Raw genomic sequence first — 26,713 nt, forward strand, 5'->3', positions numbered from 1 at the left:
CTCCCTCAGGTTTTTTCTACGATTAATTTGCTGCCAATGACTTCCCGGATGCGGTGGGTTCCAGCAGAAGGTGTTCCGCCTTCCGCCTGAACCACAGCCCATTGCGCGCCGCGGTAGCGGACCTGCGCCGTGCCGTCCGCCTGCCAGGCGTCCACCTGCACGGTTTCGCCGACATCCATGTTGACGTCCGGGTTGGTGCCTGCCGGCAGCTCCCTGGGCCCGCGGCTGCGAACAAGGTGGCAAATGCTCACGGTGGCCGAGCCCACGACGGCCGCTGCAATAAGCTGCATGGACGTCGAGGCGCCCAAATGCGCGGCAATGGCCGCCGCTGCAATGCCCAAAGCCACCATCAGCAGGTAAAACGTTCCCGTGGCCAGCTCCACCGCCACTGCGGCCCCCGCCAGCAGCCACCAAATAGTCGATTCACTCATGCATCCTCCTTTTGTCGGTCATCCGCTACATTTTGGGGCAATTAGACCCCAAGACAAGCGTAGCGCAACAATATGTCCTTACACTTCGCTGCTTGGAAAAAGCTTCCTCTCACCGCCCGGGCTCAACCTGTCTATGCCCTCTGAGCGTTTCCCATGCCCTCCGACAGGTTCAGGGCGACCATGAACTCCAGCCCAAGCCATGAAATTCCGTTTTCCCATTGTCATCATTGACGAAGACTTCCGCTCCGAAAACACTTCCGGACTGGGTATTCGAGCGCTGGCCCAGGCCATTGAAACCGAGGGCTTCGAGGTCCTGGGGGTGACCAGTTACGGTGACCTCTCGCAGTTCGCCCAGCAGCAAAGCCGGGCTAGCGCCTTCATTTTGTCGATTGATGACGAAGAGTTTTCGCCGGGCCCCGACCTCGACCCGGCCGTGCTCAACCTGCGCACCTTTATCGAGGAAGTACGCCGCAAGAACCTGGATGTGCCGATTTACGTCTATGGCGAGACCAAGACCTCGCGCCACATCCCCAACGACATCCTGCGTGAACTGCACGGCTTCATCCACATGTTTGAGGACACGCCCGAGTTCGTGGCGCGCCACATCCTGCGGGAGGCCAAGAGCTACCTGGAAGGCGTGCAGCCGCCGTTTTTCAAGGCACTGCTCGACTATGCCGAAGACGGTTCCTATTCCTGGCACTGCCCGGGCCACTCGGGCGGCGTTGCTTTCCTGAAAAGCCCGGTCGGCCAGATGTTCCACCAGTTTTTTGGCGAGAACATGCTGCGCGCCGACGTCTGCAACGCGGTGGAAGAGCTAGGCCAGTTGCTGGACCACGACGGCGCGATCGGCGCCAGCGAGCGCAATGCCGCGCGCATCTTCAATGCCGACCACTGTTTCTTCGTGACCAACGGCACCTCGACCAGCAACAAGATGGTGTGGCACCACACAGTGGCGCCCGGTGACGTGGTGGTCGTTGACCGCAATTGCCACAAGTCCATCCTGCATTCCATCATCATGACGGGTGCGATTCCGGTGTTCCTGAAGCCGACGCGCAATCATTTCGGCATCATCGGGCCGATTCCGCAGAGCGAGTTTGAACCGGAAGCCATCCGCGCCAAGATCGACGCCAATCCGTTGCTCAAGGGTGTGGACAGCAGCAAGGTCAAGCCGCGTGTGCTGACGCTGACGCAGTCCACCTACGACGGCGTGCTCTACAACACCGAAACCATCAAGGGCATGCTGGACGGCTACATCGACAACCTGCACTTTGACGAGGCCTGGCTGCCGCACGCCGCCTTCCACCCCTTCTACGGCAGCTACCACGCCATGGGCAAGAGCCGAGTGCGGCCAAAAAATGCGGTGGTGTACGCCACGCAGTCCATCCACAAGCTGCTGGCCGGCATCAGCCAGGCCAGCCACGTGCTGGTGCAGGATTCGCAGAACACCAAACTCGACAGGCACCTCTTCAACGAGGCCTACCTGATGCATACGTCAACCTCGCCGCAATACAGCATCATCGCCAGCTGCGACGTGGCCGCTGCCATGATGGAGCCTCCCGGCGGCACGGCACTGGTTGAGGAAAGCATTGCCGAGGCGCTGGACTTCCGCCGCGCCATGCGCAAGATCGACGAGGAATACGGCACCGACTGGTGGTTCAAGGTCTGGGGGCCGGACAAGCTCGTCGAAGAGGGCATTGGCGAATCGCAGGACTGGATCATCAAGGGTGAATCCCGCAGTGCCAAGACGGCCAAAAACGGCGCCAACAACTGGCACGGCTTTGGCCAGATGGCCACCGGTTTCAACATGCTGGATCCGATCAAGTCCACCATCGTCACGCCCGGCCTTGACCTGAACGGCAAGTTTGCCAAAACCGGCATCCCGGCCAGCATCGTGACCAAATTTCTGGCCGAGCACGGCGTGATCGTCGAGAAGACCGGCCTCTACAGCTTCTTCATCATGTTCACCATCGGCATCACCAAGGGCCGCTGGAACACGCTGCTGACGGCGCTGCAGCAGTTCAAGGACGACTACGACAAGAACCAGCCGATGTGGCGGATCCTTCCGGAGTTCTGCCAGAAGTACCCCAAATACGAGCGCATGGGCCTGGCCGACCTGTGCCAGCATATCCATACGCTGTATGCCAAGTACGACATCGCTCGCCTGACCACAGAGGTCTATCTGAGCGACCTGGCCCCCGCCATGAAACCCAGCGACGCCTACGCCCACATTGCCCATCGCACGACGGAACGGGTTGAAATCGACCACCTGGAAGGCCGCATCACCGTGGGCCTGGTCACGCCGTACCCGCCGGGCATTCCGCTCCTGATACCGGGCGAGGTGTTCAACCGGAAAATCGTGGACTACCTGAAGTTCTCGCGCGAGTTCAACGCCCAGTGCCCAGGCTTTGAAACAGACATCCACGGCCTTGTGGAACAGGTGGATGCCAAGGGCAAGACGCGCTACTACGCGGATTGCGTCAAACGCTAGGCAGGAATAAACGGGTACTTTCGTTTGCTATAGTCCCTCCCATATTTATTGGGAGGCGGCATGTTCAAGACGATTCTCTTCGGAGTGCTCGGCGTCATCGTCGGCGCAGTGTTCCTGCGCGTGCAGGCCAGCGGAGACAGCGAGTTGCGGCTCCTTATGGCCAGCGGCAAGACGGCGGTGGTCGAGCCGATCAAGGAGTACAAGAGTTTTTCCCGCAGCGGCCAAACCATCTACACGGCAGAGCTCAAATTCCGCACCGAAGCCGGGCAACCCATGGTGATCAAGCGCTCGTTCCCTGAGGCCGTGCTGAAGGATTTCGCGGCGGGCAAGCCGGTGAGCATCTACTACATGCCAAATAACCCGAGCCAGGTGGGGTTTGCGCAGGAAGCCGGCGGATCATCCTTCCTCAAGTGGGTGGGCTGGTTCTTCGTCATCGCCAGCCTGGGCTACACAGGCCTCGGCCTGCTGGCGAGCCAGAAAAAATAAGGCCGCCTCCCCGGAGCGTTTGCTATATTTTTTGTAGCTGGGGGCGCATGACTAGGGGGCGCCACAGGCCATTTTTCCCACCAGGTGCGTTGGGCGCAAGGCCGACTCACGTTGGTTGCCGGCGGCGCGCCGGCTTGCAGGCCCACCTTTAAAGCCGCTGGTCTTCCCGTACCCGCATGAAGCTGGCAAACCGGGGCAGGCCACTGTCATTGAGTCCGCGAAAGCGGTAGGTGACGGTGCTGCCGACGGGCGGTGGATTCTGGCGCTGCTCATCGTTGAGCCCGGTGCCCAGCTTGAAGCGCCGCCCTGGTTTGCCGTCGGCACCGGGCATTTCCACCAGCAGCGCGCCCAGCATGCCGGCGTACTTTCCCTTGCCGGGAACATGCGCCACCACGCGGGCTTCGGTGTCTTCGTGGGTCTTGACCTTGAGCAGGTCGTCGTTGCGTGCGCTTTTGTAGAAAGACGCGCCGCGGTGCAGCATCAGGCCTTCGCCGCCGCGCTTCACGGTGGTGGCCAGTAACGCCTGCAAGGCGGCGTGGCTTGCCACCTTCGATTGCGCCACGGCCTGCACCCAGGGCTGGTCGATGCGGCTCACCACGCCATTGAGGGCCGGGATCCGCTCGCTGAACGGGCCGCCTTGCGCGGGCAAATCAAACACCATGAAGCGCATGGCCCGCCAGGCAGCGTCGTCCGGGGTTTGCTGGCGCACGGTAGACACCGCCCTGGCAAACTGGCCACGGCCCGCCCACAGCTCGCCGTCCAGGGGTGTTTTGGGCCAGCCTGCGGTAAACCAGGCCGGCGCGGCGATGCGTTCACCCCCGCGCGTGAGCAGCTGTTCTCCGTCCCAGTAGCCGCGCACGCCGTCGAATTTTTCGCTGACCCAATAATCCTGAAGGGAGACGCCGGGTTGGTACACCTTGGCGAGCATCAGCGGCGGCGCTTGCGCAGCTGCGGATGCCGAAAGCACCGGAAGCGCTGGTGCCAGCAAGCCGGCGAGTGCCAGCAGCCAGTGAAGCGTTTTGAGGCGAAAAAAGACCGTGTTGGCCCGCTCGCCGGAGCGGGTGATGTGTTGCCGCATGGGCCTCCCTGTTTTTTCTTGACTTATAACTGTATGAATGTACAGTTTATAGTTCAAATTTGCGCGGTGCAAGCGTTCTGTGGGCGCCTGTGTTGCCCGCGCAACCCCGTCAACCATGAAGGCTGCAATGGCCATGAGAGGAATCAACTTATGACAGAAAAAAAGACTTCCAGAGGGAGTTGCCATTGTGGAAAAGTCGCGTTTGAGGTCGACGGCCAGCCGAGCAGCGCCCTGGCCTGCAACTGCTCCATCTGCCAGCGCAAAGGGGCGCTGCTGTGGTTTGTGCCGCATGACCAGCTCCGTTTGCTGACCCCCGACGAAAATGCCAGCAACTATCAGTTCAACAAGCATGTGATCAGCCACCGTTTTTGTCCCACCTGTGGCATTCATCCCTATGGCGAAGGAACGGACCCGGCCGGTAATCGCATTGCAGCTATCAACGTCCGCTGCCTCGAGGGAATCGATCTGGACACCATCAAGGTGACGAATTTCGATGGGCGCTCTTCCTAGTTCTTCCTAGTTCTTCCTAGCTCTTCCTGGAACCCCCGGATCCTGTATTCCCGGACCCTGGCGGACGCAATAATCTGCCACTTCGCCCGTACCCCTGGGGCCGGTATTCCCGGCCTGTATTCATTGCTGTTTGATTCCCTTGGGCCAGCCAGCCCGGCATTTTTACTGACACCATGACTTCCAGCGACATTGAAAATATCGAGCGCGCCACCGTGGCGGCTGTCTCGCCCGAGGAGCAGCTTGAAATTGAGGGCTGGCTTCTGCCCTTCGACAGCGGAACGGTCAGCCGGGCCAAAAGTGCCGTGCCCCTGCTGCATCAGCCGCCCGCCGACGGCGTGATCGATCGCATTGAAGGGCTGTACCGTGCGCGCGGCAAGCGGGCGGTCTTCCGGCTGGCCAATGAGGCCTGCTTTGATGCCTTGCGCCGCGAACTGGGCGCGCGTGGCTACACGGCAGGCAAACCGGTGCTGGTGGAAGTGGCGCAGGTCAAGTCCATGCGCGCTGTGTCGGCGCAGGCGCTGGCTGAAACAGCCAACACGCCGGACGAGGCCTGGGCCGCGTTGTTCCTGGCCGAGGGTTTTGATCCTGTGGACGGTGCCAGCCGCGTCAGGTCGCTCGGCCGCGGACGCGATTCAGTGTTTGCCAGCGTGCGCGAAGGCGGCAAGGCCATTGCGGCTGGCGCGGCGGCGTTCAGCCACGGGTGGTCCAGTGTCCACGGCATGCGAACCGACCCGGCACATCGCGGCAAGGGGTTGGCAGGCCGGGTACTGGCCGCGATGGCCGAAGCGGCCATGCAGCGGGGCATTGAGCGTGTATTCCTGCAGGTGGAAGAAGGCAATGCCGCGGCGCGGGCGCTTTACCGGCGGGCGGGCTTTGAAACGGTCTGGCGCTATGACTACTGGACCCAGGGCTGAACCTTGATCCAGACGCGGTGCGGAATTGGGTGTGTGCGGGATACTGGATGCGGCAAGGCGCTATGATTTTTATAGCTGCTCGCGCTGGCGGCTATTAGGCTAGAGCCTGCTTTATTGTTATTTTCAGGCCTGATTTGATCGAATTTGGCTGTCTTGCTGCCCCGTCTTGCCTCAAAAAAACGGCTTTGCAGCACCTGGAAGCCGTCTTTCGTGCACATATTTGGCCTCCAGACCAATAGGGTCATGCGCGAGCAGCTATCTATTTCATAGCGCGCCATGCGAGACAAGAGTGCAACTTGCCGCATGTGCGCGCCGCCCGGCAAGCCAGCCGGGCGCGAAAGCCTTCAGGCTTCGGCTGCCGGCTCGGCAATACCGCCGACCACGTGGCTGAAGCCGCCGTCCACATAGGTGATCTCGGCGCTCACGCCTGCGGCCAGGTCGCTCAACAAAAAGGCGGCGACGTTGCCGACGTCTTCAATCGTCACATTGCGGCGGATTGGCGAGGCTTCGGCAACCACGCTCAAAATCTTGCCGAAGCCCTTGATGCCGCTGGCAGCCAGGGTTTTGATCGGGCCGGCGCTGATGCCGTTGACGCGCATGCCCTTGGGGCCCAGCGATTCGGCCAGGTAGCGCACCGAGGCTTCCAGGCTGGCTTTGGCCAGGCCCATGGTGTTGTAGTTGGGCACGGTGCGCACGGCGCCCAGGTAGGTCAGCGTGAGCAGTGCGGACTTTTTGTTGAGGTAGGGCAGGGCCGCCTTGGCCATCGCCGGGAAGCTGTAGGCGCTGATGTCGTGGGCGATCTTGAAGCCCTCGCGCGACAGGCCTTCCAGGAAGTCGCCGGCGATCGCCTCGCGCGGCGCAAAGCCGATGCTGTGCACAAAGCCGTCAAACGTCGGCCAGGTTTTGGAGAGGTCGGCAAACATCTTGTCGATCTGTGCGTCGTCGCCCACGTCGCAGTCAAAAATCAGCTTGGAGTCAAAGTCGGCAGCAAACTCGGTGATGCGGTCCTTGAAGCGCTCGCCGACATAGCCGAAAGCCAGCTCGGCGCCCTGGGCATGGCAGGCCTTGGCGATGCCGTAGGCGATGGACCGGTTCGAGAGGACCCCCGTGATCAACAGTTTTTTGCCAGTGAGGAATCCGGTGTTGGTGGCCATGCAGGTGCTCCAGAGTAGGTAGTTCGCGGGGGAAGGGGGGGCAAGGGACAAGGGCGCAACGTCTGCGCGCCGGAATCTTGCCAGCTTAAGTAGTGCAGAATTGTCGCATGCGAAGTTTGCTGGTTTGGGTCCTGCTGGGTCTTTCATCACCGTCATGGGCCGCGCACGGCTATGCGCTCTGGGGAGATCTCAAGTACCCCGCGGGGTTTTCCCACTTCGACTATGTCAACCCGGCAGCACCCAAAGGCGGGGACCTGCGCCTGGTCAGCAACCTGCGTTACTCAACCTTCGACAAATACAACCCCTTCACGATCAAAGGCTCGGCGCCGGCCTATTTGTCGAGCTTCATGTTCGACACGCTGCTGACGGGGGCGATGGACGAAACCGCCTCAGGCTACGGGCTGCTGGCCGAAGACGTCGAGGTGTCGGCTGACGGGCTCACGGCCACCTTCCGCCTGCGCAAGGAAGCGCGCTTTCACAACGGCGACCCGGTGCTGGCGGCCGACGTCAAATACAGTTTTGACACCCTGATGGGCCCGCATACCTCGCCGTCCTACAAGACCGTGTTCGAAGACGTCGCAGCCTGCGAGGTGGTGGACGAGCGGACGGTGCGCTTTCGTTTCAGGAAGCCGAACCGCGAACTGCCGTTGAAAGTGGGCGGCATGGCGGTGTTCAGCCGCAAGTGGGGCATGGACGCCACCGGTAAGGCCAAGCCCTTCAATGAGGTCGTGACCGACATCCCCATTGGCAGCGGGCCTTACCGCATCGGCCCGGTGATCTTCGGCAAAGACATCAGCTATGTACGCGACAAGACCTACTGGGGTGAGAAGCTCAATGTGCGGGTAGGCACCGAGAATTTCGACACCGTCACCGTCAAGATTTACAAGGACAACACTGCCAGGCTTGAGGCGCTCAAGGCCGGCGAGTTCGACATCATGCGGTTCTTCTCGGCCGGCGACTGGGCGCGGCGCCTGACGGGCAAACGTTTTGACAACGGTGAACTCGTCAAGGGGGAATTCAAGCACAGCCTGCCCACGGGTTTCCAGAGCTATGTGCTCAATACCCGGCGTGAAAAGCTCAAGGACCCGCGCGTGCGGGAAGCTCTGGGACTGGCGATCGACTACGAGTGGATGAACCGCCAGTTGTTTTACAACGCCTACCAGCGCGTGACCGGCTTGTTCGGAAACACCGATTGCCAGGCCACCGGACTGCCGAAGCCCGAAGAGCTGGCTTTGATGGAACCCTGGCGCAAGGACATCCCCACAGCGGCATTCGGCACCATGTACGTGCCGGCGCGTACTGACGGCGACTCCTCGCTGCGCGCCAATTTGCGCCGTGCCCAGGTGCTCCTGAAGGAAGCCGGCTGGGAGGTTCGGGACGGCAAGCTGCGCAACGCCAAAGGCGAGGCTATGGTGCTGGAATACCTGGATAGCAACGAGGGCGGTGTGCGCACGATTTCGCCCTGGATACGCGCCCTCGAAAAGCTCGGCATCCAGCTCAACTTCCGGCAGGTCGACTTCGCGCTCTACCAGCAGCGCCTCGATAAATTCGAGTTCGACATCATCTCCATCGCCTACGGTGGCACCAACAACCCGGGTCAGGAGTTCGCCGACATGTTCGGTAGCAAGGCCGCCGCCACTGAGGAGTCGGGTAACTTCAGCGGAGCCGCCAATCCCGCGATTGATGCCATGATCACCAAAATGACCAGCGCCAAAACCAAGGCCGAGTTGTTGCCCGCCTGCCGTGCATTGGAACGCATCGTGGCGCACAGCCACTACCTGCTGCCGGAATGGACGGCCGGCACCCATCGCGTGGTCTATAACGCACGCCGCCTTGCCATGCCGGGCCAGATGCCACCCTATGCGCCAGGCGAGACCTGGATCATCGATACCTGGTGGGCCAAGCAATGAATACCCCCGTCGAGCAAATTGAACACCCCCGTCGGACGCTCGCTTCGCGTAGCGCCTTCCCCCCTTGTAGGGGGCGGCGCTTGCGGCCTGGCGAAGCCAGTTCCGCTGCGCCTGCTGGATTTGAGAGGGGCTGATCGACCATGTTTGCCTACATTCTCAAACGCTGTCTTTTGATGATCCCGACTTTGTTCGGGGTGTTGCTGATCACCTTTGTGGTGACGCAGTTCGTGCCGGGCGGGCCGGTGGAGCAATACATGGCCGAGGCCAAGGCCGGCCCCAGCGGTGGAGGCGGCGCCGAGGGTGGCGGCCTGAGCTACCGGGGTGGGCAGGGCGTCGACCCGAAACGCGTCGAGCAGATCAAGGCGCTCTATGGTTTCGACAAGCCGGCGCCCGAGCGCTTTTACCTGATGCTCAAGCAGTTTTTGAGCTTTGACCTTGGCAGAAGCTTCTTCCACAACAAGGAGGTCTGGCAACTGGTCAAGGAAAAGCTCCCGGTTTCCATCAGCCTGGGTTTGTGGACCTTTTTCATCAGCTACCTGGTGGCTGTGCCACTGGGCGTCGCCAAGGCGGTGCGTGCCGGCTCGCGTTTCGATTTCGTCACAACATTGCTGGTGCTGACCGGCTATGCCATTCCCGGCTTTGTGCTGGGTGTCGCGCTGCTGGTGATCTTCGGCGGCCAGTTGCAGTGGTTTCCGTTGCGCGGCCTGACCTCGCCCAATTGGGAGACTTTGAGCTGGGGTGCGCGCATCACCGATTACCTCTGGCATATCACCTTGCCGGTCACGGCCATGGTGCTGGGCAGCTTCGCAGTTACGGCCATGCTGACCAAGAACTCCTTCCTGGAGGAAATCCGCAAGCAATACGTGCTGACGGCCCGCGCCAAGGGCCTGGGTGAGCGCCAGGTGCTGTGGAAGCATATTTTCCGCAATGCGCTGATCCCCCTCATCACCGGCTTCCCGGCGGCCTTTATCAGCTCGTTCTACACCGGTGCGCTGCTGATCGAAACCCTGTTCTCGCTGGATGGCATGGGGCTGCTCAGCTATGAAAGCATCATCCGGCGCGACTACCCGGTGGTGTTGGGCACGCTCTACTTATTTACCTTGATCGGCTTGTTCACCAAGCTGATTTCCGATTTGTCTTATGTCTGGGTGGATCCGCGTGTACGGTTCGATTAACCCCCCTGAAGCCACCTCCGGCGGCCTTCCCCCCGAGGGGACGCCTCCTGCGGACGGGCAAAGCCCGGTCCGCGGCGACGCTGTACAAGAAAAGTACGTTTCCAACTCGCCCGCGCGGCGTGCGTGGAGGCGGTTCCGGCGCAACAAGCTGGGGTTTTACAGCCTGGTGGTGTTTTGCACGCTGGTGGTGCTGAGCCTGTTTGCCGAGCTGGTGTCGAACGACCGGCCGCTGCTGGTGCGTTATGAAGGCGGTTATTACTTCCCCATGGTGAAGGACTACAGCGAAAAAACCTTTGGCGGTGATTTCGACACGACCACGGATTACCTCGATCCTTATATTCAGGAACGGCTGGCGCGTGGCAGCAACTTCGCGCTGTACACGCTCAACCCCTATGGGCCCAACACACTCAATTATTTTGCGAAAGAGCCCAACCCCTCGAAGCCGACGCGCGCCAACCTGCTGGGCACCGACGACCGGGGCCGCGACCTGCTCGCCCAGCTGATTTACGGCTTTCGGGTCAGCGTATTGTTTGCGCTGGCGCTGACGGTCACCGGTGTGCTGCTCGGCATGCTGACGGGGGCGCTACAGGGCTATTTCGGTGGCAAGACCGATTTGTTGTTCCAGCGTTTCATCGAAATCTGGGGCTCCGTGCCGGAGCTCTATCTGCTGATCATCTTCAGCGCCGTTTTCGCGCCCAGTGTGGCGCTGTTGCTGATCCTGCTCAGCCTGTTCGGATGGATGGGGTTGTCAGACTATGTGCGCGCCGAGTTCCTGCGCAACCGGCAGATGGACTACGTGCGCGCCGCGCGTGCGCTGGGCGTCGGTAACCTGAGCATCATCTGGCGCCACATCCTGCCCAACAGCCTGACGCCTGTGGTGACTTTCCTGCCGTTTCGCATGAGCGGCGCGATTCTGGCGCTGACTTCGCTGGACTTCCTGGGGCTGGGGGTGCCGCCGGGCACGCCTTCGCTCGGTGAATTGCTGTCGCAAGGCAAGAACAGCATCGATGCGTGGTGGATATCGCTGTCTACCTTCGCGGTGCTGGTGATCACGCTGCTGCTCCTCACTTTCATGGGCGACGCCTTGCGCGATGCCCTGGATCCCAGGAAGGCCGACTGATGACACCACCGCTCCTTGATGTCAAAAACCTGCAGATTTCATTCGCAGGAAAATCCGTTGTCCACGGCATCGATTTTTCCATCGCACCTGGCGAAAAGCTTGCGCTGGTGGGCGAATCGGGTTCGGGCAAGACGGTGACGGCGCTGAGCCTGCTACGGCTGGCGCAAAACGCCGTGGTCGGTGGCAAGGCTGTTTTTACCGGCATCGATGCGGCAGATCGGGCTGCCAGCGGTGCGCCGCCCAGGGCGCCCGTGGATTTGCTGTCCTTGCCGGAACAGTCCTTGCGGGGGATTCGCGGCCGTGACATCGCCATGATCTTTCAGGAGCCCATGACAGCACTGAACCCCCTGTTCAGCGTTGGCAACCAGATTGCCGAAGTTCTTCAGCTAAAACAGGGTTTGACCCCCGCAGAATGTGCGCAAGAAGCTATCAAATTGCTAGCAGATACGGGCATCACCGAGCCTGAGAGACGCGCAAACTCTTTCCCGCACCAGCTTTCGGGCGGCCAGCGGCAGCGGGCCATGATTGCCATGGCGCTGGCTTGCCAGCCCAGATTGCTGCTGGCCGACGAACCCACCACGGCGCTGGACGTCACCCTGCGCGGCCAGATCCTGGACCTGCTCGGCGAGCTGCAGCAGCGCAACGGCATGGCGGTGCTGATGATCACCCACGACCTGAACCTCGTGCGCAAGTTTGCCGACCGCGTGGCGGTGATGGAAAACGGCCACATCGTGGAGCAGGGCGCCGTGGCGGAGGTTTTCGCCCGGCCCCAGCACCCCTACACGCGCAAACTGATCGACAGCAAGCCCCAGCGGGACGGGCTGGCGGCCGGCACCGGCGCGCAAGCGGGCGCGGCGCCGGCCATGCGCGCGGAAAGCCTGCGTGTGGGGTATCCGGTCTCCATTCCAGGCATACGCGGATGGTTTAAAAAAGCCGAATTTGTGGCGGTCAAAGACGCCAGCTTTCATATCCCCCCGGGCAAAACGCTGGGCGTGATCGGTGAGTCGGGATCCGGAAAATCCACCCTGGCGCTGGCCAGCCTGGGCTTGCTGCCTTTTTCAGGGCAGCTGCAGGCGGCGGGCCAGGCCTGGAGCCGGGATGCGGCACGCAACAAAGCCATCCGCCGCGCCGTTCAGGTGGTGTTTCAGGACCCGTTTTCTTCCCTGTCACCCCGCATGACCGTTGAAGCCATTGTGGAGGAGGGCCTGACGGTGCATGAGCCCAAGCTGGCTCCGGCCGGGCGGCGCGAACGGGCGCTGCAGGCCTTGGCCGATGTCGGTATGACCGAGGCCCAGTTTCCGGGTTTGCTACAACGCTATCCACACGAATTTTCAGGCGGGCAGCGCCAGCGGCTGGCCATTGCGCGCGCGCTGATCGTCAACCCCAGCCTGCTGGTACTGGATGAGCCCACCAGCGCGCTGGACGTGACCATCCAGAAACAGGTGCTGGGACTGCTGCAAAGATTGCAGCGCGAGCGTGGCCTGAGTTATTTGCTGATCACGCATGACGTCGACGTGATCCGCGCCATGGCCCACGAGGTCATGGTGATGAAGGACGGCGACGTGCTGGAGTCAGGCTCACTGAGCGAAGTGCTGGATACGCCGCGGCATCCATATACACGGGTTCTGGTCACTGCGGCTTGAACGTTGTGCATCTCCACGGCCCGGTAGAGATCACAAAAAATCTTCATAAATTACTTTAACTAAATTAAAAACTCATATGATTTAATTGATTTTATTGGATTCATAAATCTTTTTCAAGGAAGCGTGAGGAGGAGGTGTCATTTGGACTTTCACGCAGCGATGCATCCGTTTTCACTCTGCTTCTTTCTAGTGGTGACGCCGGAATGGTTAACCGAAAGGAATGTGCCCTAGCCCGCCCATCAGGCCTGTTCCAATGAGCAGGGCGGGGGCGTAACCAGAAGGATTTACATCGGCGATGCAGGCGTTCTCTAGTGCGTCAGGCACGGAAATTGTTTGCATCGAAGAGCGCAGCACGTTACAATAAGAGCTTCACGACCAAATGGGCGGGTTTTCACCGCCCATTTTTTTTGGGCGTTTGTTTTTGAACATACGGATTTAGAGCGGGTTTAAGAGACTGAATGGCATTGCAAGAGACGATTGAGCAAACTGTGACAGGGCTGGGCTACGAGCTGGTCGAGATCGAACGCACCGGCGGTGGTTTGCTGCGCGTCACGATCGACATGCCCTACGTCAAGGGTGCCGAACAGTTCATCAATGCCGAGGACTGCGAAAAAGTCACCCGCCAGCTCCAGTTTGTCCTGGAAGTCGAAGGCGCCGAATATGCGCGGCTGGAAGTCAGTTCCCCCGGCATCGACAGGCCCTTGCGCAACGAAAAAGATTTTGAGCGTTTTGCCGGTGAGTTGATCGACATCACCCTCAAGGCTCCCATTGGCGTGGCTGCCAGCGCCGGTTCTACCGTCGCGGCCAGCCGCAAGAAGTTTCGCGGCACGCTCGAGCGTGTCGTGGCCGCGGACGGCGTGGCAGGCTGGCAGATCGTGTGGAGCGACGAGCCGGCCGTCAAACCCGGCCAGAAGGTCAGTAAGAAGAAGGTTCCCGCACCGCTGCAGGCGTTGGGTTTTACCCTCGATGAGATTCAACAGGCGCGCCTCGCGCCCGTGGTTGATTTCAAGGGGCGTAAACCCAAAATAACGCCTGGTGCCGAGCCCTCCGCAGAGAATTAATTTCAAGAAATGAAGAAAGGCAGGCTTGTGAAATGAATCGCGAACTGTTGATGTTGGTTGATGCCATCTCGCGTGAAAAGAATGTGGAACGTGACGTCGTTTTTGGCGCCGTCGAGCTCGCGCTCGCCTCGGCCACCAAGAAGGTCTACGAAGGCGAAGTGGACATCCGCGTAGCCGTCGACCGTGACAGCGGCAATTACGAAACCTTCCGCCGCTGGCTGGTGGTGCCTGACGAAGCCGGCTTGCAGAACCCTGAAGCCGAAGAGCTGGTCAGCGACGCACGCGACGAAATCGCCGACATCGAAGAAGGCGACTACATCGAAAAGCCGGTGGAAAGCCTGCCGATCGGCCGTATTGGCGCGCAAGCGGCCAAGCAGGTCATTCTGCAGAAAATCCGCGACGCCGAGCGCGAAATGCTTCTCAACGACTTCATGTCGCGCGGCGACAAGATTTTTGTCGGCACCGTCAAACGCATGGACAAGGGCGACATCATCGTCGAATCCGGCCGTGTGGAAGGCCGCCTGCGCCGTTCCGACATGATCCCGAAGGAAAATCTGCGCTCCGGCGACCGCGTTCGCGCCATGATCATGGAAGTGGACACGACCTTGCGCGGCGCGCCCATCATCCTCTCGCGCACCGCGCCCGAGTACATGATCGAGCTGTTCCGCCAGGAAGTCCCTGAAATCGAACAAGGCCTGCTGGAGATCAAATCCTGCGCCCGTGACCCCGGTTCCCGCGCCAAGATCGCCGTGCTGTCGCATGACAAGCGTGTCGACCCGATCGGCACCTGCGTCGGCGTTCGCGGCACCCGCGTCAACGGCGTGACCAACGAACTCGCCGGCGAGCGCGTGGACATCGTGCTGTGGAGCGAAGACCCGGCCCAGTTCGTGATTGGTGCATTGGCCCCGGCCAACGTGTCGTCCATCGTGGTCGACGAAGAGCGTCACGCCATGGATGTCGTCGTCGACGAAGAAAACCTGGCGATTTCGATCGGCCGCGGCGGCCAGAACGTGCGCCTTGCCGCCGAGCTGACCGGCTGGAAGATCAACATCATGACGGCCGATGAGTCTGCGCAAAAGCAGGCCACCGAGACCGATTCCAGCCGCAAGCTGTTCATGGAAAAGCTCGACGTGGACGAGGAAATCGCCGACATCCTGATCTCCGAAGGCTTCACCAGTCTCGAAGAAGTGGCCTATGTGCCGCTGCAGGAAATGCTGGAGATCGAGTCCTTCGACGAAGACACCGTCAATGAGCTGCGCACGCGCGCCAAAGATGCGCTCTTGACGATGGAAATCGCCAAGGAAGAAAATGCCGAAGGCGTGTCGCAGAACCTGCGCGACGTCGAAGGCCTCACGCCAGAGCTGATCGCCAAACTGACAGAAGCGGGTATCCATACCCGCGACGACCTGGCCGATCTGGCCGTGGACGAACTTACCGATATCACCGGCCAGTCTTCGGACGAAGCCAAAGCCCTGATCATGACCGCACGCGCCCATTGGTTTACCGATGAACCCGCTGCCGCTGACACCCCTGCACCTGCAGCGGCCCAAGAGCAATGATCATGGAGGCCAGCAGGAAAAAAACATATGTCCAGTACCACTACCGTCGCTGAATTCGCAGCTGAACTCAATAAATCTCCCGCCACCCTGATCGAGCAATTGACCAGCGCGGGTGTCGCCAAGGCGCAAGCCAGCGACCCCTTGTCCGAAGCGGACAAGCAGAAGCTTCTCGGCTATCTGCAGGCCAGCCATGGCACCGTCACGGCCGAGCGCAAGAAGATCACCCTGGTGAAAAAATCCACCAGCGAGATCAAGCAGGCCGATGCCACCGGCAAGGCACGCACCATCCAGGTGGAAGTGCGTAAAAAGCGTACCTTTATCAAGCGTGACGACGGCTCCGACCAGCCTGCGGAAGAAGTGCAGCCTGAAGTGGCCGCTCCGCCGGCACCTCCCGTCATTGACGATGCCGAGCTGATTCGCCGCGAAGAAGAAGCCAGCCGCCACGCAGAACTGCTGCGCCGCCAGGAGCAGGAGCTTGCTGAAAAACGCCGTCTTCGCGAAGAGCAGGACGCCAAGGATGCTGCGCGCGAGCAGGAGCGCCTGGCCGCCGAGCAAACCGCCCAGGCGGCCGCCGCGGCTGCCGAGGCTGTGGTCAAAAAGGCCAAGCCGGCCGGAAAAGCCAAGGACGCTGCACCGGTAACGGCCGAAGCCACCAAGGCCGCTGAAACCGCTGCGGCCGTACAGGCCACGAAGGCTGCCGATGCCGCGGCTGCCGCTGCAACTGCCAAGGCCAAAGCCACCGCCGAATTCCAGGCCGACGCGGCGAAGGCGCAAGAGCTCCAGGACCGCCGCCGCAAGGCTGAAGCAGAAGCTGCCGGCATTCGCGCCATGATGTCCGCGCCCAAGCGCGTTCTGGTGCCCCACGTCGATCCCAAAGCCGCCATCAAGGGCACGCTGCACAAGCCGGCCGGCGCGCCGGGTGCCGCGGCCAAACCGGGTGCGCCGGCCGCTGCGGGTGCCCCTGGTGCCGCTGGCAAGAAGGAAGTCAAGTCGGAGAACCTGTCTTCGACATGGAAGGACGACGCCGCCAAGAAGAAGGGCATTCCAAGCCGTGGCGCACCCGTTGTGCCCGGCCGTGGCAATTTCCGTGGCGGCCCGCGTGGCCGCCGCAATGACCGTGAAGCACGTCCGGAATCCACCTTCGTGGCGCCGACCGAATTCAAGGTCATTGAAGTGCACGTGCCTGAGACGATCACCGTGGCCGAACTCGCGCACAAGATGAGCGTGAAGTCATCGGAAGTGATCAAGCACCTGATGAAGCTTGGCCAGATGGTCACCATCAACCAGCCGCTGGACCAGGACACCGCCATGATTGTGGTGGAAGAAATGGGCCACAAGGCCGTGACGGCTTCGCTGGACGACCCGGAAGCCTTTGCCGACGAAGACGTGCAAGGCCAGCAGGCCGAGTTGTTGCCGCGTGCGCCGGTTGTGACGGTCATGGGTCACGTCGACCATGGCAAGACCTCACTGCTCGATTACATCCGCCGCGCCAAAGTGGCCTCCGGCGAAGCGGGCGGCATCACCCAGCACATTGGTGCCTATCACGTGGAAACCCCGCGCGGCATGGTGTCCTTCCTGGATACCCCGGGCCACGAGGCGTTTACCGCCATGCGTGCCCGCGGCGCCCAGGCGACCGACATCGTGATTCTGGTGGTGGCGGCCGACGACGGCGTGATGCCGCAGACCAAGGAAGCCATCAAGCATGCCAAGGCGGCCGGTGTTCCCATCGTGGTGGCGATCAACAAGATCGACAAGCCTGGTATCAACATGGAGCGCGTCAAGGGCGAGCTGGTCACCGAAGAAGTGATTCCCGAAGAGTTCGGCGGCGACGTTCCGTTTGTCGGCGTCTCTGCCCATACCGGCGCCGGTGTCGATGCCTTGCTCGAACAGGTGCTGCTGCAGGCAGAAGTGCTTGAACTCAAGGCGCCGGTGGATGCACTGGCCAAGGGCCTGGTGATCGAAGCCCGCCTCGACAAGGGCCGTGGCCCCGTGGCGACCGTGCTGATTCAGGCGGGAACGCTGAAAGCCGGCGACGTGGTGCTGGCCGGTTCGACCTATGGCCGCGTGCGCGCCATGCTGGACGAAAACGGCAAGCCGATCAAAACGGCAGGCCCGTCGATTCCCGTGGAAATTCAGGGTCTGACGGAAGTGCCGCAAGCCGGTGATGAATTCATGGTCATGCTCGACGAGCGCCGTGCCCGTGAGATCTCCACCTACCGTGCCGGCAAGTTCCGCAATACCAAGCTGGCCAAGCAACAGGCCGCCAAGCTGGAGAACATGTTCTCCGATATCGGCGCCGGCGAAGTCAAGATGTTGCCCATCATCATCAAGGCCGATGTGCAAGGCTCGCAGGAAGCGCTGGCCCAGTCGCTGCTGAAGCTTTCGACCGAAGAGGTCAAGGTCCAGCTCGTGTACTCCGGTGTCGGCGGCATTTCCGAGTCCGACGTCAACCTGGCGATCGCCTCCAAGGCCGTGGTGATCGGGTTCAACACCCGCGCCGATGCCCAGGCCCGCAAGCAGGCCGAAAACAACGGCGTGGACATTCGCTACTACAACATCATTTATGACGCTGTGGACGAACTTCGCGCCGCGATGTCGGGCATGCTGACACCGGACAAGAAGGAAGAAGTCATCGGCAATGCCGAGATTCGCCAGGTGTTCAAGGTCAGCAAGATCGGCTCGATCGCCGGCTGTATGGTCACCGCCGGGGTGGTTCGCCGCACCGCGCGCCTGCGCCTTCTGCGCGAGAACGTGGTCGTCTTCACGGGCGAACTCGACTCGCTCAAGCGCTTCAAGGACGACGCCAAGGAAGTCAAGGAAGGCTTCGAGTGCGGTTTGAACATCAAGAACTACAACGATATCCAGGTTGGCGACATTCTGGAATTCTTTGAAATCAGGGAAGTGGCGCGGACACTGGAAGTCTGATCCCGGCTGGCCGGCAGCCCCTGGCTGCCAGCCTTTCCGCAGACCTCACCATTTTTTGACATGCGTAAAAAATCATCCACCCCGAATCGCGGTTTTCGCGTCGCCGATCAGATCCAGCGCGATCTGACGGAGCTGATCGCGCGCGAACTTAAAGACCCGCGGGTCGGGATGGTGACCGTGCAGGCCGTCGAGGTGACGGCCGACTATGCGCATGCGAAAGTGTTTTTCAGTGTGCTTGTCGGTGACCCGAAAGAGTGCGAAGAAGCGCTCAACCAGGCCGCCGGTTTCCTTCGCAATGGCCTCTTCAAGCGGTTGATGACGCACACCGTGCCGACGCTGCATTTCCACTTCGACCGCACGACCGAACGTGCGGCCGACATGAACGCCTTGATTGCCAAGGCGGTTTCCTCCCGCGCGCAAGACGACTGAGTTCGCGCCGTTCCCCTTGATGACAGGTTCAGGGACAACGGTGCCAACGACGCGCCCGGGCCAGCCCGTGCGTTGAGCCTGTCGGAATTTATGACGCAAACCTCTTCTCATCGCCAGAAAATCCAGCGACGTCCCGTGCACGGCGTGCTGCTGCTCGACAAGCCGCTGGGCCTGTCGAGCAATCAGGCCTTGCAGAAGGCCAAATGGCTGCTGCGCGCCGACAAGGCCGGTCACACAGGCACGCTCGATCCGCTGGCCACCGGCGTGTTGCCGTTGTGTTTTGGCGCGGCCACCAAGTTCAGCCAGATCCAGCTCGACGCCGACAAGACGTACGAAGCGGTGCTGCTGCTGGGCCAGAAAACCACCACGGCCGACGCCGAAGGCGACGTGATTGAGACCCGGCCCGTGCCCGAAATCACGCCGGCCTTGCTGGAGTCACTGACGGAACGTTTCACTGGCCCGCAAGCACAGGTTCCGCCCATGTACTCGGCGCTCAAGAAAGACGGCAAAGCGCTGTATGAGTACGCCCGCAAGGGGCAAGAGGTGGAGCGGGAAGCGCGCCACATCACGATTTTCAAGCTGAATATGGCTGCAACCCAGGACAGTCGTGCGCAAGCAGCTATCAAAATCATAGTAACCTGCAGCAAGGGAACGTACATCCGCACGCTCGGTGAAGACATTGGCGAAGCCATTGGCTGCGGCGCGCATCTCGGATCGCTCAGGCGGCTGGAGACCGGCGGCTACACGGCGCAGCAGTGCGTGACTTTGCCTGCCCTGGAAGCCATGACCGAGCCCGAGCGCGAAGCCTGCCTGCTGCCGGCGCAGTCGCTGGTGTCGGCGTACCCGTCTGTCACATTGGACGCCGACAATGCAGGGCGGTTTTTAAGTGGTTTGCGCCGCCGGGGCGAACCCGGGCAGTGGGGCGCCGATGCGCCGCTGGTGCAGGTCTATGGCACCGAGCCGCCGGCGTTCCTGGGCTCGGCCCATGTCACGGCCGACGAATTGATTCCGCAGCGTTTGCTGAGCCCGATTGAAATACAGGACATTTTGCAAGCCGCCAGAACGCCGGCTGAACGCTCCACACCCGATTTCGCTGCCACGCCCACAGGCGTTGCGGCTTCTTCTTTCCAACATTAACCCCGTACCGTTTCGAGTCTTCCTGAAAGCCAACCATGAGCCATAACCAAATCCGCAATATCGCCATCATCGCCCACGTTGACCATGGCAAAACCACCATGGTTGACCAGCTGCTGCGTCAGTCCGGCACCTTCGCCGAGCACGAAAAAGTGGTCGACACCGTGATGGACAACAACGCCATCGAAAAAGAACGCGGCATCACCATCCTGGCCAAGAACTGCGCCGTGACCTGGGAAGGCACGCACATCAACATCGTCGACACCCCGGGCCACGCCGACTTCGGCGGTGAAGTGGAGCGCGCGCTGTCCATGGTCGACGGCGTGGTGCTGCTGATCGATGCGCAGGAAGGCCCCATGCCCCAGACGCGCTTCGTGACCAAGAAGGCACTTGCCCTGGGCCTCAAGCCCATCGTGGTGGTCAACAAGGTCGACAAGCCGGGCGCCAACCCCGACAAGGTCATCAACGCCGCTTTCGACCTGTTCGACAAGCTGGGCGCCACCGACGAGCAGCTCGATTTCCCCGTGGTGTACGCCTCCGGCATCAACGGCTGGTCGTCACTCGAAGAAGGCCCGCCGAACGAGCAGTGGGGCCCCGACATGTCGGCGCTCTTCAATACCATCCTCAAGCATGTGCCTGCGCAAAAGGGCGACCCCGCTGCGCCGCTGCAATTGCAGATTTCCGCTCTCGATTTCTCGACCTTCGTCGGCCGCATCGGCGTCGGCCGTATCAGCCAGGGCACGATCAGGCCCATGATGGATGTGGTGGTCATGGAAGGCCCGGACGGCAAGGCCGTCAAAGGCCGCGTCAACCAGGTGCTGACATTCCAGGGCCTGGAACGCGTGCAGGCCACGGAAGCCGGCCCCGGCGAGATCGTGTTGATCAATGGCCTGACCGACATCGGTATCGGCGTGACGATCACCGACCCGACCAACCCCGCGCCGCTGCCCATGCTCAAGGTCGATGAACCGACTCTGACCATGAATTTCTGCGTCAACACCAGCCCTCTGGCCGGCCGCGAAGGCAAGTACGTCACCAGCCGCCAGATCTGGGACCGCCTGCAAAAAGAACTGCAGCACAACGTGGCCCTGCGCGTCAGCGAGACCGACGAAGAAGGCATCTTTGAAGTCATGGGCCGCGGCGAGTTGCACCTGACCATCCTGCTGGAAAACATGCGCCGCGAAGGCTTCGAAATGGCGGTGTCCAAGCCGCGCGTCGTGATGAAGGACGTCAACGGTGAAAAGCACGAGCCTATTGAGCTGGTCACGGCCGACATCGAAGATCAGCACCAGGGTGGCGTGATGCAGGCACTGGGCGAGCGCAAGGGCGAACTGGTGAACATGGAGCCGGACGGCCGAGGCCGTGTGCGCCTTGAGTACCGCATCCCGGCGCGTGGCCTGATCGGCTTTACCAACGAGTTCCTGAACCTGACGCGTGGTTCCGGCCTGATCTCCAACATCTTCGACAGCTACGAAGCGCACAAGGGCGAAATCGGCGGCCGTAAAAACGGTGTGCTGATCTCGATGGACGACGGTGAGATCTTCACCTACGCCCTGGGCAAGCTGGACGACCGCGGCCGCATGTTTGTGCGTGCCAATGACCCGGTGTATGAAGGCATGATCGTCGGCATCCACAGCCGCGACAACGACCTGGTGGTGAACGCCACGCGTACCAAGCAGCTGACCAACTTCCGCGTCAGTGGCAAGGAAGACGCGATCAAGATCACGCCGCCGATCGAACTCACGCTCGAATACGGCGTTGAGTTCATCGAGGACGACGAGCTGGTTGAAATCACGCCCAAGTCGGTTCGCCTGCGCAAGCGCCACCTCAAAGAGAGCGATCGCAAGCGCGCAGGCAGGTCTTAATGAGCCCCCACGCTTTTCACTTCGTGTAATGCGCTGCCCCCCGAGGGGGCCGCTGCGCCTGCGGTCCGGCAAAGCCGGTCCCGCGGCCCCTGCTGGAATGGGACAGGGACCCACCGGGTTGCGGGGTGAATCGCTGGAAACCAGGCCGCTGTGTGTGCAAACTCCAGCGGCCTTTTTAACTTTTTTGTGTACGCATAGCCGCCTGAATTGATAACAAGCCTATGAAACTCACGCATTCCAAAGCTGTTTTTTTGATGATCTTCGTGACCATGATGTGGTCGATTGCGGGTGTGGTCACGCGTCACCTCGAATCGGCCCGCAGTTTTGAAGTCACGTTCTGGCGCAGCTTTTTCACCGTGGTCTCTTTGCTGGTGATCTTGCCGCTGTGGCAGGGCGGGGCGGTGTTCACCAAAATCCGCAACGGCGGCTCGGCACTCTGGATTTCCGGCTTTTGCTGGAGCGTGATGTTCACGGCTTTCATGGTGGCGCTGACGCTCACCACGGTGGCCAATGTGCTGGTGACGATGGCGGTCAGCCCCTTCATCACGGCTTTGCTGGCGCGCGCGTTTATCGGTCACCGCATTCCCGGCCGCACCTGGCTGGCCATTGCCATGGCGGGCGCCGGTATTGCGTGGATGTACGGCGGGCAGATGGACCTTTCCAGTCACCTGGGCGGCACGCTGGTAGCCCTGATGGTGCCGCTGGCGAGCGCCAGCAACTGGACGGTGGTGCAGCACAGCCGTGCCCACGGCAAGAACATCGACCTGGTGCCTGCCGTGCTGGTGGGGGCGGTGATCTCATCGTTGGCCACCTTGCCCTTGTCGTTCCCGTTTTCCGCCACGCCACATGACGTCGGCCTGCTGGCCTTGCTGGGCCTGGTTCAGTTGGCCATCCCGTGCGTGCTGTCGGTGATGTGCGCCGGCGTTCTCAAGGCGCCGGAAGTCGCCCTGCTGGCGCTGCTGGAAGTGATTTTTGGTATTTTGCTGGCCTGGTTCGGCGCGGGTGAGGTGCCCGGCGCGAGCGTGCTGACAGGCGGCGCGCTGGTTATAGGTGCGCTGGTGGTCAATGAACTGGTCGGATGGAGGCAGCGGGCATGAATACTGTCAGTGGAAACGATGTGCTGGTCGAGCGTCGCGGCAGCGCCGGGCTCATCACCCTGAACCGTCCCAAGGCGCTCAATGCGTTGTCGCTGGCCATGATCCGCGACCTGTCCGCCGCCTTGCTGGACTGGCGCGACGACCCTGAGGTTCATGTGGTGGCGATACGCGGCACCAACAAAAAGGGCCAGCCCGGCACGCCCGAGAGCCTCTTCGGCGGTTTTTGCGCGGGCGGCGACATCCGCTTTTTCCATCAGGCGGTGTTCGCGGGCGATTCCGCGCTGGAGGACTTCTTCACCGAGGAATACGCGCTCAACCACTTGATCCACAACTATCCCAAGCCCTACATCGCCTTTATGGACGGCGTGGTCATGGGCGGCGGTATGGGAATCAGCCAGGGCGCCAAGGTGCGCGTCGTCACCGAGCACACCAAAATGGCCATGCCGGAAACAAACATCGGCCTGTTTCCGGACGTCGGCGGTGGCTACTTCCTGAGCCGCTGCCCGGGCCACGCCGGCGAGTACCTGGCACTCACGGGTGACGTGATCGGTGCAGATGAAGCCATCGGCTACGGTCTGGCGGACGTCAAGCTGGAAGCCGCCCGCCTGCCGGCACTTTGGGAAGCCCTGGGCGGCCGGGCTTTCGCATCAGCCGCTGGGGCTAAGCAGTGGATTGCTACTGAATTGATAGCTGGTAGCGCCCGTCCTGTTTCGGTTAGCGGCCATCTTGATGCCTATTTTTCACTGGCACGGGTCAAACACATCGTGGATGCGCTGGAAGCTTCAACCGACCCTTGGGCGCTGAAGACCGCCGCCACGCTGCGCAAACGTTCACCGCTGATGCTGCATGTGACACTGGAGCAAATCCGCCGCGCCCGCACCATGACATTGGCCGACGACCTGCGCATGGAGCGCGACATGGTGTACCAATGCTTTCACCTGCGTCCCGGCGCAGCCAGCGAAACGGTAGAAGGCATACGCGCGCTGGCCGTTGACAAGGACTACAAGCCGCAGTGGATGCCCGCGCGCATCGAAGACGTGAAGCCGGAAATGACCCAGGCTTTTTTCGCCAGCCCCTGGACGGCGGACGAACACCCGCTGCGCGGGCTCTGAGTCGTTTGCTCAGGGACGGGCGACGCGCCAGGCATTCATGACGTTGTCGCCGGTCTTGTCCCCGGGCTTGGCGTCCTTGACCCAGTAGTACAGCGGCTTGCCCTTTATCGCCCACTGCCGGCTGCCATCATCACGGGTGATGATGGTGTAGTCGCCCAGCGGCTGGGCTGTCGCAGTGGGCACCAGGGGCGGCCAGTTGGCCGCGCATTGGCTATTACAGACCGACTTGCCGCTACCGGCGGTGTCGCGGTCGAAGGTGTAAAGCGTCATGCCGTTGGGCCCGACCAGCACGCCATCGGCGACGGTGGCGGGATGTTTTGATGTCGTGGAGGCGCAGCCGCCCAGCAGGGCGGCGGTCAACAAGGCGGTCGTCAGGAATTTCATGGAAAAGCTCCGGTGAATAACAGCGGATGGCTGCACAAGCATAAACACCGGCAGACCCGGGCTTACTCGAAACATACTTCCACGATTCCCGGAGAAGGGCAAGCGGCGGACGCCGCGTTTTGGAGCAAGCCCTAGCGGTTGCGGGACTTCATCGCGCGCTCGACCTCGCGCTTGCCTTCACGGTCCTTGATGGTGTCGCGCTTGTCGTGCTCACCCTTGCCCTTGGCCAGGCCGATCTCGCATTTCACCTTGCCGGCTTTCCAGTGCATGTTCAGCGGCACCAGCGTGAAACCTTTTTGCTCGACCTTTCCGATCAGGCGGCGGATCTCTTCCTTGTGCATCAACAGCTTCTTGGTGCGCACCGAGTCGGGACGCACATGAGTGGACGCCGTGCCCAGCGGGTTGATCTGGCAGCCGATGATGAAGAGTTCGCCGTTGCGAATAACGACATAGCCGTCGGTAAGCTGGACCTTGCCTTCGCGCAGGGACTTCACTTCCCAGCCTTCAAGCACCATGCCCGCCTCAAAGCGCTCTTCAATCTGGTAATTGAAAAGCGCCTTTTTATTGTCGGCAATGCGCACGGCGGCCGCCGCTGCCTTGGGTGAGAGATTGGCAGAGGGCGTTGCGGCCGTTTTTTTGGAGGAGGATGCTTCTTTGGTGGCCATGGATAAAAGGTAAGGGCGAAATCTGAAAAGTACAGTGCCCGCGAAGTGGCTAATACAATTGCGCCCAGCCCTCGATTGTATGAAAACCGTTCACAAGTCCGTTTTAATCTGGTACAGCGCCGCCGAAATGTTTGGGCTGGTCACTGATGTCGCCAGGTATCCCGAGTTTCTCCCATGGTGTGACCAGGCCGCTGTGCTGGAGGAAGACGCGCGCGGCATGACAGCGAAGGTCGGCATCTCGCTGGCCGGGCTGACGCAAAGCTTCACCACCCGCAACACACACGAAAAAAACCGGAAGGTCAGCCTGAAACTGGTCGACGGCCCGTTTTCAAAGCTCGACGGCCACTGGGATTTCACGCCTGTCGGCAAGGCCGATGAAAGAGCCTGCAAGGTGGATTTCACGCTGCGTTATGACTTTGACAATGCCGCGCTGGCGGCGCTGGTCGGTCCCGTCTTCGAAAAAATAGCGGGAAGCCTGGTGGATGCCTTTGTCAAAAGGGCTGAAGACGTTTATGGCGAAGCCTGAGGGCGGCGCGCCGCTCAAAGTCACCTTGGTCTATTCAGCGGCGCCGCGGCAGGTTCGCGAGTGGGTGCTGGAGCTGGCGGCGGGCACAACGGTGGCGCAGGCGCTTGCTGCGGCCGGGCTTTTTGATGAATTCCCGGAGTTGCGGCAGGGCGGCCACCCGGTCGTCGGTATCTGGGGCCGTAAAACCACCCTGGGGCATGCGCTGCATGACCATGACAGGGTTGAGGTCTACCGCGGTCTTCGGGTGGATCCAAAGGTTGCGCGCCGCGAACGTTTCAGCCGRCAGGGCGCCAAAAGCGCCGGGCTGTTCGCTAAAAAAAGAGCGGGGGCGAAAGCCGGATATTAGCCGTGGCCGCCAGCGATGTTTGGCGAACATCGCAGAAGCTGCTTGTTATTTGCAGCTGCTATCAATGGCTTCCTGGACGCGCTTGACTTCGGCTGCGCGCTTCGTATCGTCCATAGCTTCCCGTTCACCTTTGCCATTGACGGCAGTGATGCGTACGCCCGATTGCAATGTCGCCATGTTGCGCTTTGCATTGTCACAATTTTCGGCCTTGGCTTTGGCTATTTTCTCTTCCTCGGCCTTCTTCTTGGCGGCTTCTTCTGTCTCAGCCTGCTTCTTCTTGGCCTCAAGGTCCTTGTCCTTGCCGGACAACAGCTTGGGCGCACTGGCTTTACCGGCGGGCGCAGACGCTGCCGGGGCAGCCGGATCGGCTGCACTTGGGGCGGGATCAGGGGCCGCTGCCGTTCGCGCCATGCCACCCGGTCGCTTCAGGATGTTTTTTTCCAGGATTTCGGCGGGCGGCGAACGGTCGCTGTAGACCTTGCGGCCATCTTTGTCGATCCACTGCCATTGGGCGAACGCTGTCAGCGAAAATGACCCGCAGGCGAGCGCCAGCAGGAGGGGGCGAAAAACGGATTTGAAGTGCATTTCACCAGTGTAGCGCCGTGCCGTCCGGTTTTCTTGCGGCTGAAGGGTAAAGCGGCTTTTTTACAACCACTTGGCACACAGGGGCGAAGGCCGTGAAGGGATGCTAGGGGTAAGTA

General features: G+C 61.3%; 24 protein-coding genes. 18 read left to right on the forward strand and 6 right to left on the reverse strand.

The annotated features are described in order from the left end of the window. Positions 1-5: 5 nt before the first annotated feature. Positions 6-431 (reverse strand): NfeD family protein, encoded by a 426-nt coding sequence (locus tag AC1D13_RS05575; protein ID WP_477667334.1) that lies wholly within the window; start codon positions 429-431, stop codon positions 6-8. A 199-nt stretch (positions 432-630) separates the two neighbouring features. On the opposite strand from AC1D13_RS05575, the gene AC1D13_RS05580 reads away from it, so the two are divergent. Next, positions 631-2,919, forward strand: a complete 2,289-nt coding sequence (locus AC1D13_RS05580; protein ID WP_457282753.1) for an Orn/Lys/Arg family decarboxylase — start codon at positions 631-633, stop codon at positions 2,917-2,919. Positions 2,920-2,979: 60 nt separating this feature from the next. Continuing rightward, entirely contained in the window at positions 2,980-3,405 is a 426-nt protein-coding gene (locus tag AC1D13_RS05585; protein WP_457282754.1) for a DUF3592 domain-containing protein, read from the forward strand. Positions 3,406-3,553: 148 nt separating this feature from the next. On the opposite strand, the gene AC1D13_RS05590 is transcribed toward AC1D13_RS05585, so the two are convergent. After that, positions 3,554-4,483: a DNA ligase gene (locus AC1D13_RS05590; RefSeq protein WP_477667336.1), complete on the reverse strand. Its 930-nt coding sequence runs from the start codon at positions 4,481-4,483 to the stop codon at positions 3,554-3,556. 150 nt (positions 4,484-4,633) lie between these two features. On the opposite strand from AC1D13_RS05590, the gene AC1D13_RS05595 reads away from it, so the two are divergent. Continuing rightward, positions 4,634-4,993, forward strand: a complete 360-nt coding sequence (locus AC1D13_RS05595) for a GFA family protein (protein ID WP_477667337.1) — start codon at positions 4,634-4,636, stop codon at positions 4,991-4,993. Between the two features lie 173 nt (positions 4,994-5,166). Further along, positions 5,167-5,907, forward strand: a complete 741-nt coding sequence (locus tag AC1D13_RS05600; RefSeq protein ID WP_477667338.1) for a GNAT family N-acetyltransferase — start codon at positions 5,167-5,169, stop codon at positions 5,905-5,907. A gap of 344 nt (positions 5,908-6,251) precedes the next feature. On the opposite strand, the gene fabI is transcribed toward AC1D13_RS05600, so the two are convergent. Beyond that, positions 6,252-7,061 (reverse strand): enoyl-ACP reductase FabI, encoded by an 810-nt coding sequence (gene fabI, locus AC1D13_RS05605; protein ID WP_457282758.1) that lies wholly within the window; start codon positions 7,059-7,061, stop codon positions 6,252-6,254. 107 nt (positions 7,062-7,168) lie between these two features. Between fabI and AC1D13_RS05610 the strand changes: the two genes are divergently transcribed. From AC1D13_RS05610 to AC1D13_RS05665, 12 genes are all read left to right on the forward strand, one after another. Beyond that, positions 7,169-8,971, forward strand: coding sequence for an extracellular solute-binding protein (locus tag AC1D13_RS05610; RefSeq protein ID WP_477667339.1), 1,803 nt, complete (start codon positions 7,169-7,171; stop codon positions 8,969-8,971). A 140-nt stretch (positions 8,972-9,111) separates the two neighbouring features. After that, positions 9,112-10,146, forward strand: coding sequence for a microcin C ABC transporter permease YejB (locus AC1D13_RS05615; protein WP_457282760.1), 1,035 nt, complete (start codon positions 9,112-9,114; stop codon positions 10,144-10,146). Then, positions 10,112-11,266, forward strand: coding sequence for an ABC transporter permease (locus AC1D13_RS05620; RefSeq protein ID WP_477667340.1), 1,155 nt, complete (start codon positions 10,112-10,114; stop codon positions 11,264-11,266). Before AC1D13_RS05615 ends, AC1D13_RS05620 begins: the two co-directional genes overlap by 35 nt. Further along, positions 11,266-12,909: an ABC transporter ATP-binding protein gene (locus tag AC1D13_RS05625; RefSeq protein WP_457282762.1), complete on the forward strand. Its 1,644-nt coding sequence runs from the start codon at positions 11,266-11,268 to the stop codon at positions 12,907-12,909. Before AC1D13_RS05620 ends, AC1D13_RS05625 begins: the two co-directional genes overlap by 1 nt. A gap of 458 nt (positions 12,910-13,367) precedes the next feature. Then, complete coding sequence (gene rimP, locus AC1D13_RS05630; RefSeq protein ID WP_457282763.1) at positions 13,368-13,970, forward strand: ribosome maturation factor RimP; 603 nt, start codon at positions 13,368-13,370, stop codon at positions 13,968-13,970. A gap of 32 nt (positions 13,971-14,002) precedes the next feature. Continuing rightward, the gene (gene nusA / locus AC1D13_RS05635; protein ID WP_457282764.1) at positions 14,003-15,529 is read left to right on the forward strand and encodes a transcription termination factor NusA; all 1,527 of its coding nucleotides are present in this window, start codon (positions 14,003-14,005) and stop codon (positions 15,527-15,529) included. Positions 15,530-15,556: 27 nt separating this feature from the next. After that, positions 15,557-18,454, forward strand: coding sequence for a translation initiation factor IF-2 (infB, locus tag AC1D13_RS05640; protein ID WP_477649399.1), 2,898 nt, complete (start codon positions 15,557-15,559; stop codon positions 18,452-18,454). A 60-nt stretch (positions 18,455-18,514) separates the two neighbouring features. Further along, the gene (gene rbfA, locus AC1D13_RS05645; RefSeq protein ID WP_457282766.1) at positions 18,515-18,883 is read left to right on the forward strand and encodes a 30S ribosome-binding factor RbfA; all 369 of its coding nucleotides are present in this window, start codon (positions 18,515-18,517) and stop codon (positions 18,881-18,883) included. 90 nt (positions 18,884-18,973) lie between these two features. Further along, on the forward strand, positions 18,974-20,020 hold the full coding sequence (gene truB, locus AC1D13_RS05650; RefSeq protein WP_457282767.1) for a tRNA pseudouridine(55) synthase TruB: 1,047 nt from the start codon (positions 18,974-18,976) through the stop codon (positions 20,018-20,020). 35 nt (positions 20,021-20,055) lie between these two features. Further along, positions 20,056-21,882: a translational GTPase TypA gene (gene typA, locus AC1D13_RS05655; RefSeq protein ID WP_457282768.1), complete on the forward strand. Its 1,827-nt coding sequence runs from the start codon at positions 20,056-20,058 to the stop codon at positions 21,880-21,882. A 221-nt stretch (positions 21,883-22,103) separates the two neighbouring features. Beyond that, positions 22,104-22,979 (forward strand): DMT family transporter, encoded by an 876-nt coding sequence (locus AC1D13_RS05660; protein ID WP_477689120.1) that lies wholly within the window; start codon positions 22,104-22,106, stop codon positions 22,977-22,979. Further along, positions 22,976-24,091, forward strand: coding sequence for an enoyl-CoA hydratase/isomerase family protein (locus AC1D13_RS05665; RefSeq protein ID WP_477689121.1), 1,116 nt, complete (start codon positions 22,976-22,978; stop codon positions 24,089-24,091). The genes AC1D13_RS05660 and AC1D13_RS05665 overlap by 4 nt, the downstream gene beginning before the upstream one ends. A gap of 9 nt (positions 24,092-24,100) precedes the next feature. Here the strand turns inward: AC1D13_RS05665 and AC1D13_RS05670 are convergent, their stop codons facing one another. Together AC1D13_RS05670 and smpB are read right to left on the reverse strand one after the other, a co-directional pair. Next, positions 24,101-24,475: a COG4315 family predicted lipoprotein gene (locus AC1D13_RS05670; RefSeq protein WP_457282771.1), complete on the reverse strand. Its 375-nt coding sequence runs from the start codon at positions 24,473-24,475 to the stop codon at positions 24,101-24,103. Positions 24,476-24,606: 131 nt separating this feature from the next. Continuing rightward, complete coding sequence (gene smpB / locus AC1D13_RS05675) at positions 24,607-25,140, reverse strand: SsrA-binding protein SmpB (RefSeq protein WP_457282772.1); 534 nt, start codon at positions 25,138-25,140, stop codon at positions 24,607-24,609. Positions 25,141-25,219: 79 nt separating this feature from the next. Here smpB and AC1D13_RS05680 point away from each other — a divergent pair, with 79 nt between their 5' ends. Further along, on the forward strand, positions 25,220-25,666 hold the full coding sequence (locus AC1D13_RS05680) for a type II toxin-antitoxin system RatA family toxin (RefSeq protein ID WP_457282773.1): 447 nt from the start codon (positions 25,220-25,222) through the stop codon (positions 25,664-25,666). Then, positions 25,653-26,012 carry an RnfH family protein gene (locus AC1D13_RS05685; RefSeq protein ID WP_457282774.1) on the forward strand — a complete coding sequence of 120 codons (360 nt, stop codon included), beginning with the start codon at positions 25,653-25,655 and terminating at the stop codon, positions 26,010-26,012. The genes AC1D13_RS05680 and AC1D13_RS05685 overlap by 14 nt, the downstream gene beginning before the upstream one ends. A gap of 45 nt (positions 26,013-26,057) precedes the next feature. Here AC1D13_RS05685 and AC1D13_RS05690 read toward each other — a convergent pair whose 3' ends face one another. Then, positions 26,058-26,597 carry a DUF4124 domain-containing protein gene (locus AC1D13_RS05690; RefSeq protein WP_457282775.1) on the reverse strand — a complete coding sequence of 180 codons (540 nt, stop codon included), beginning with the start codon at positions 26,595-26,597 and terminating at the stop codon, positions 26,058-26,060. Positions 26,598-26,713: the final 116 nt, after the last annotated feature.

The organism is Polaromonas sp. P1_E12 (assembly GCF_056405975.1).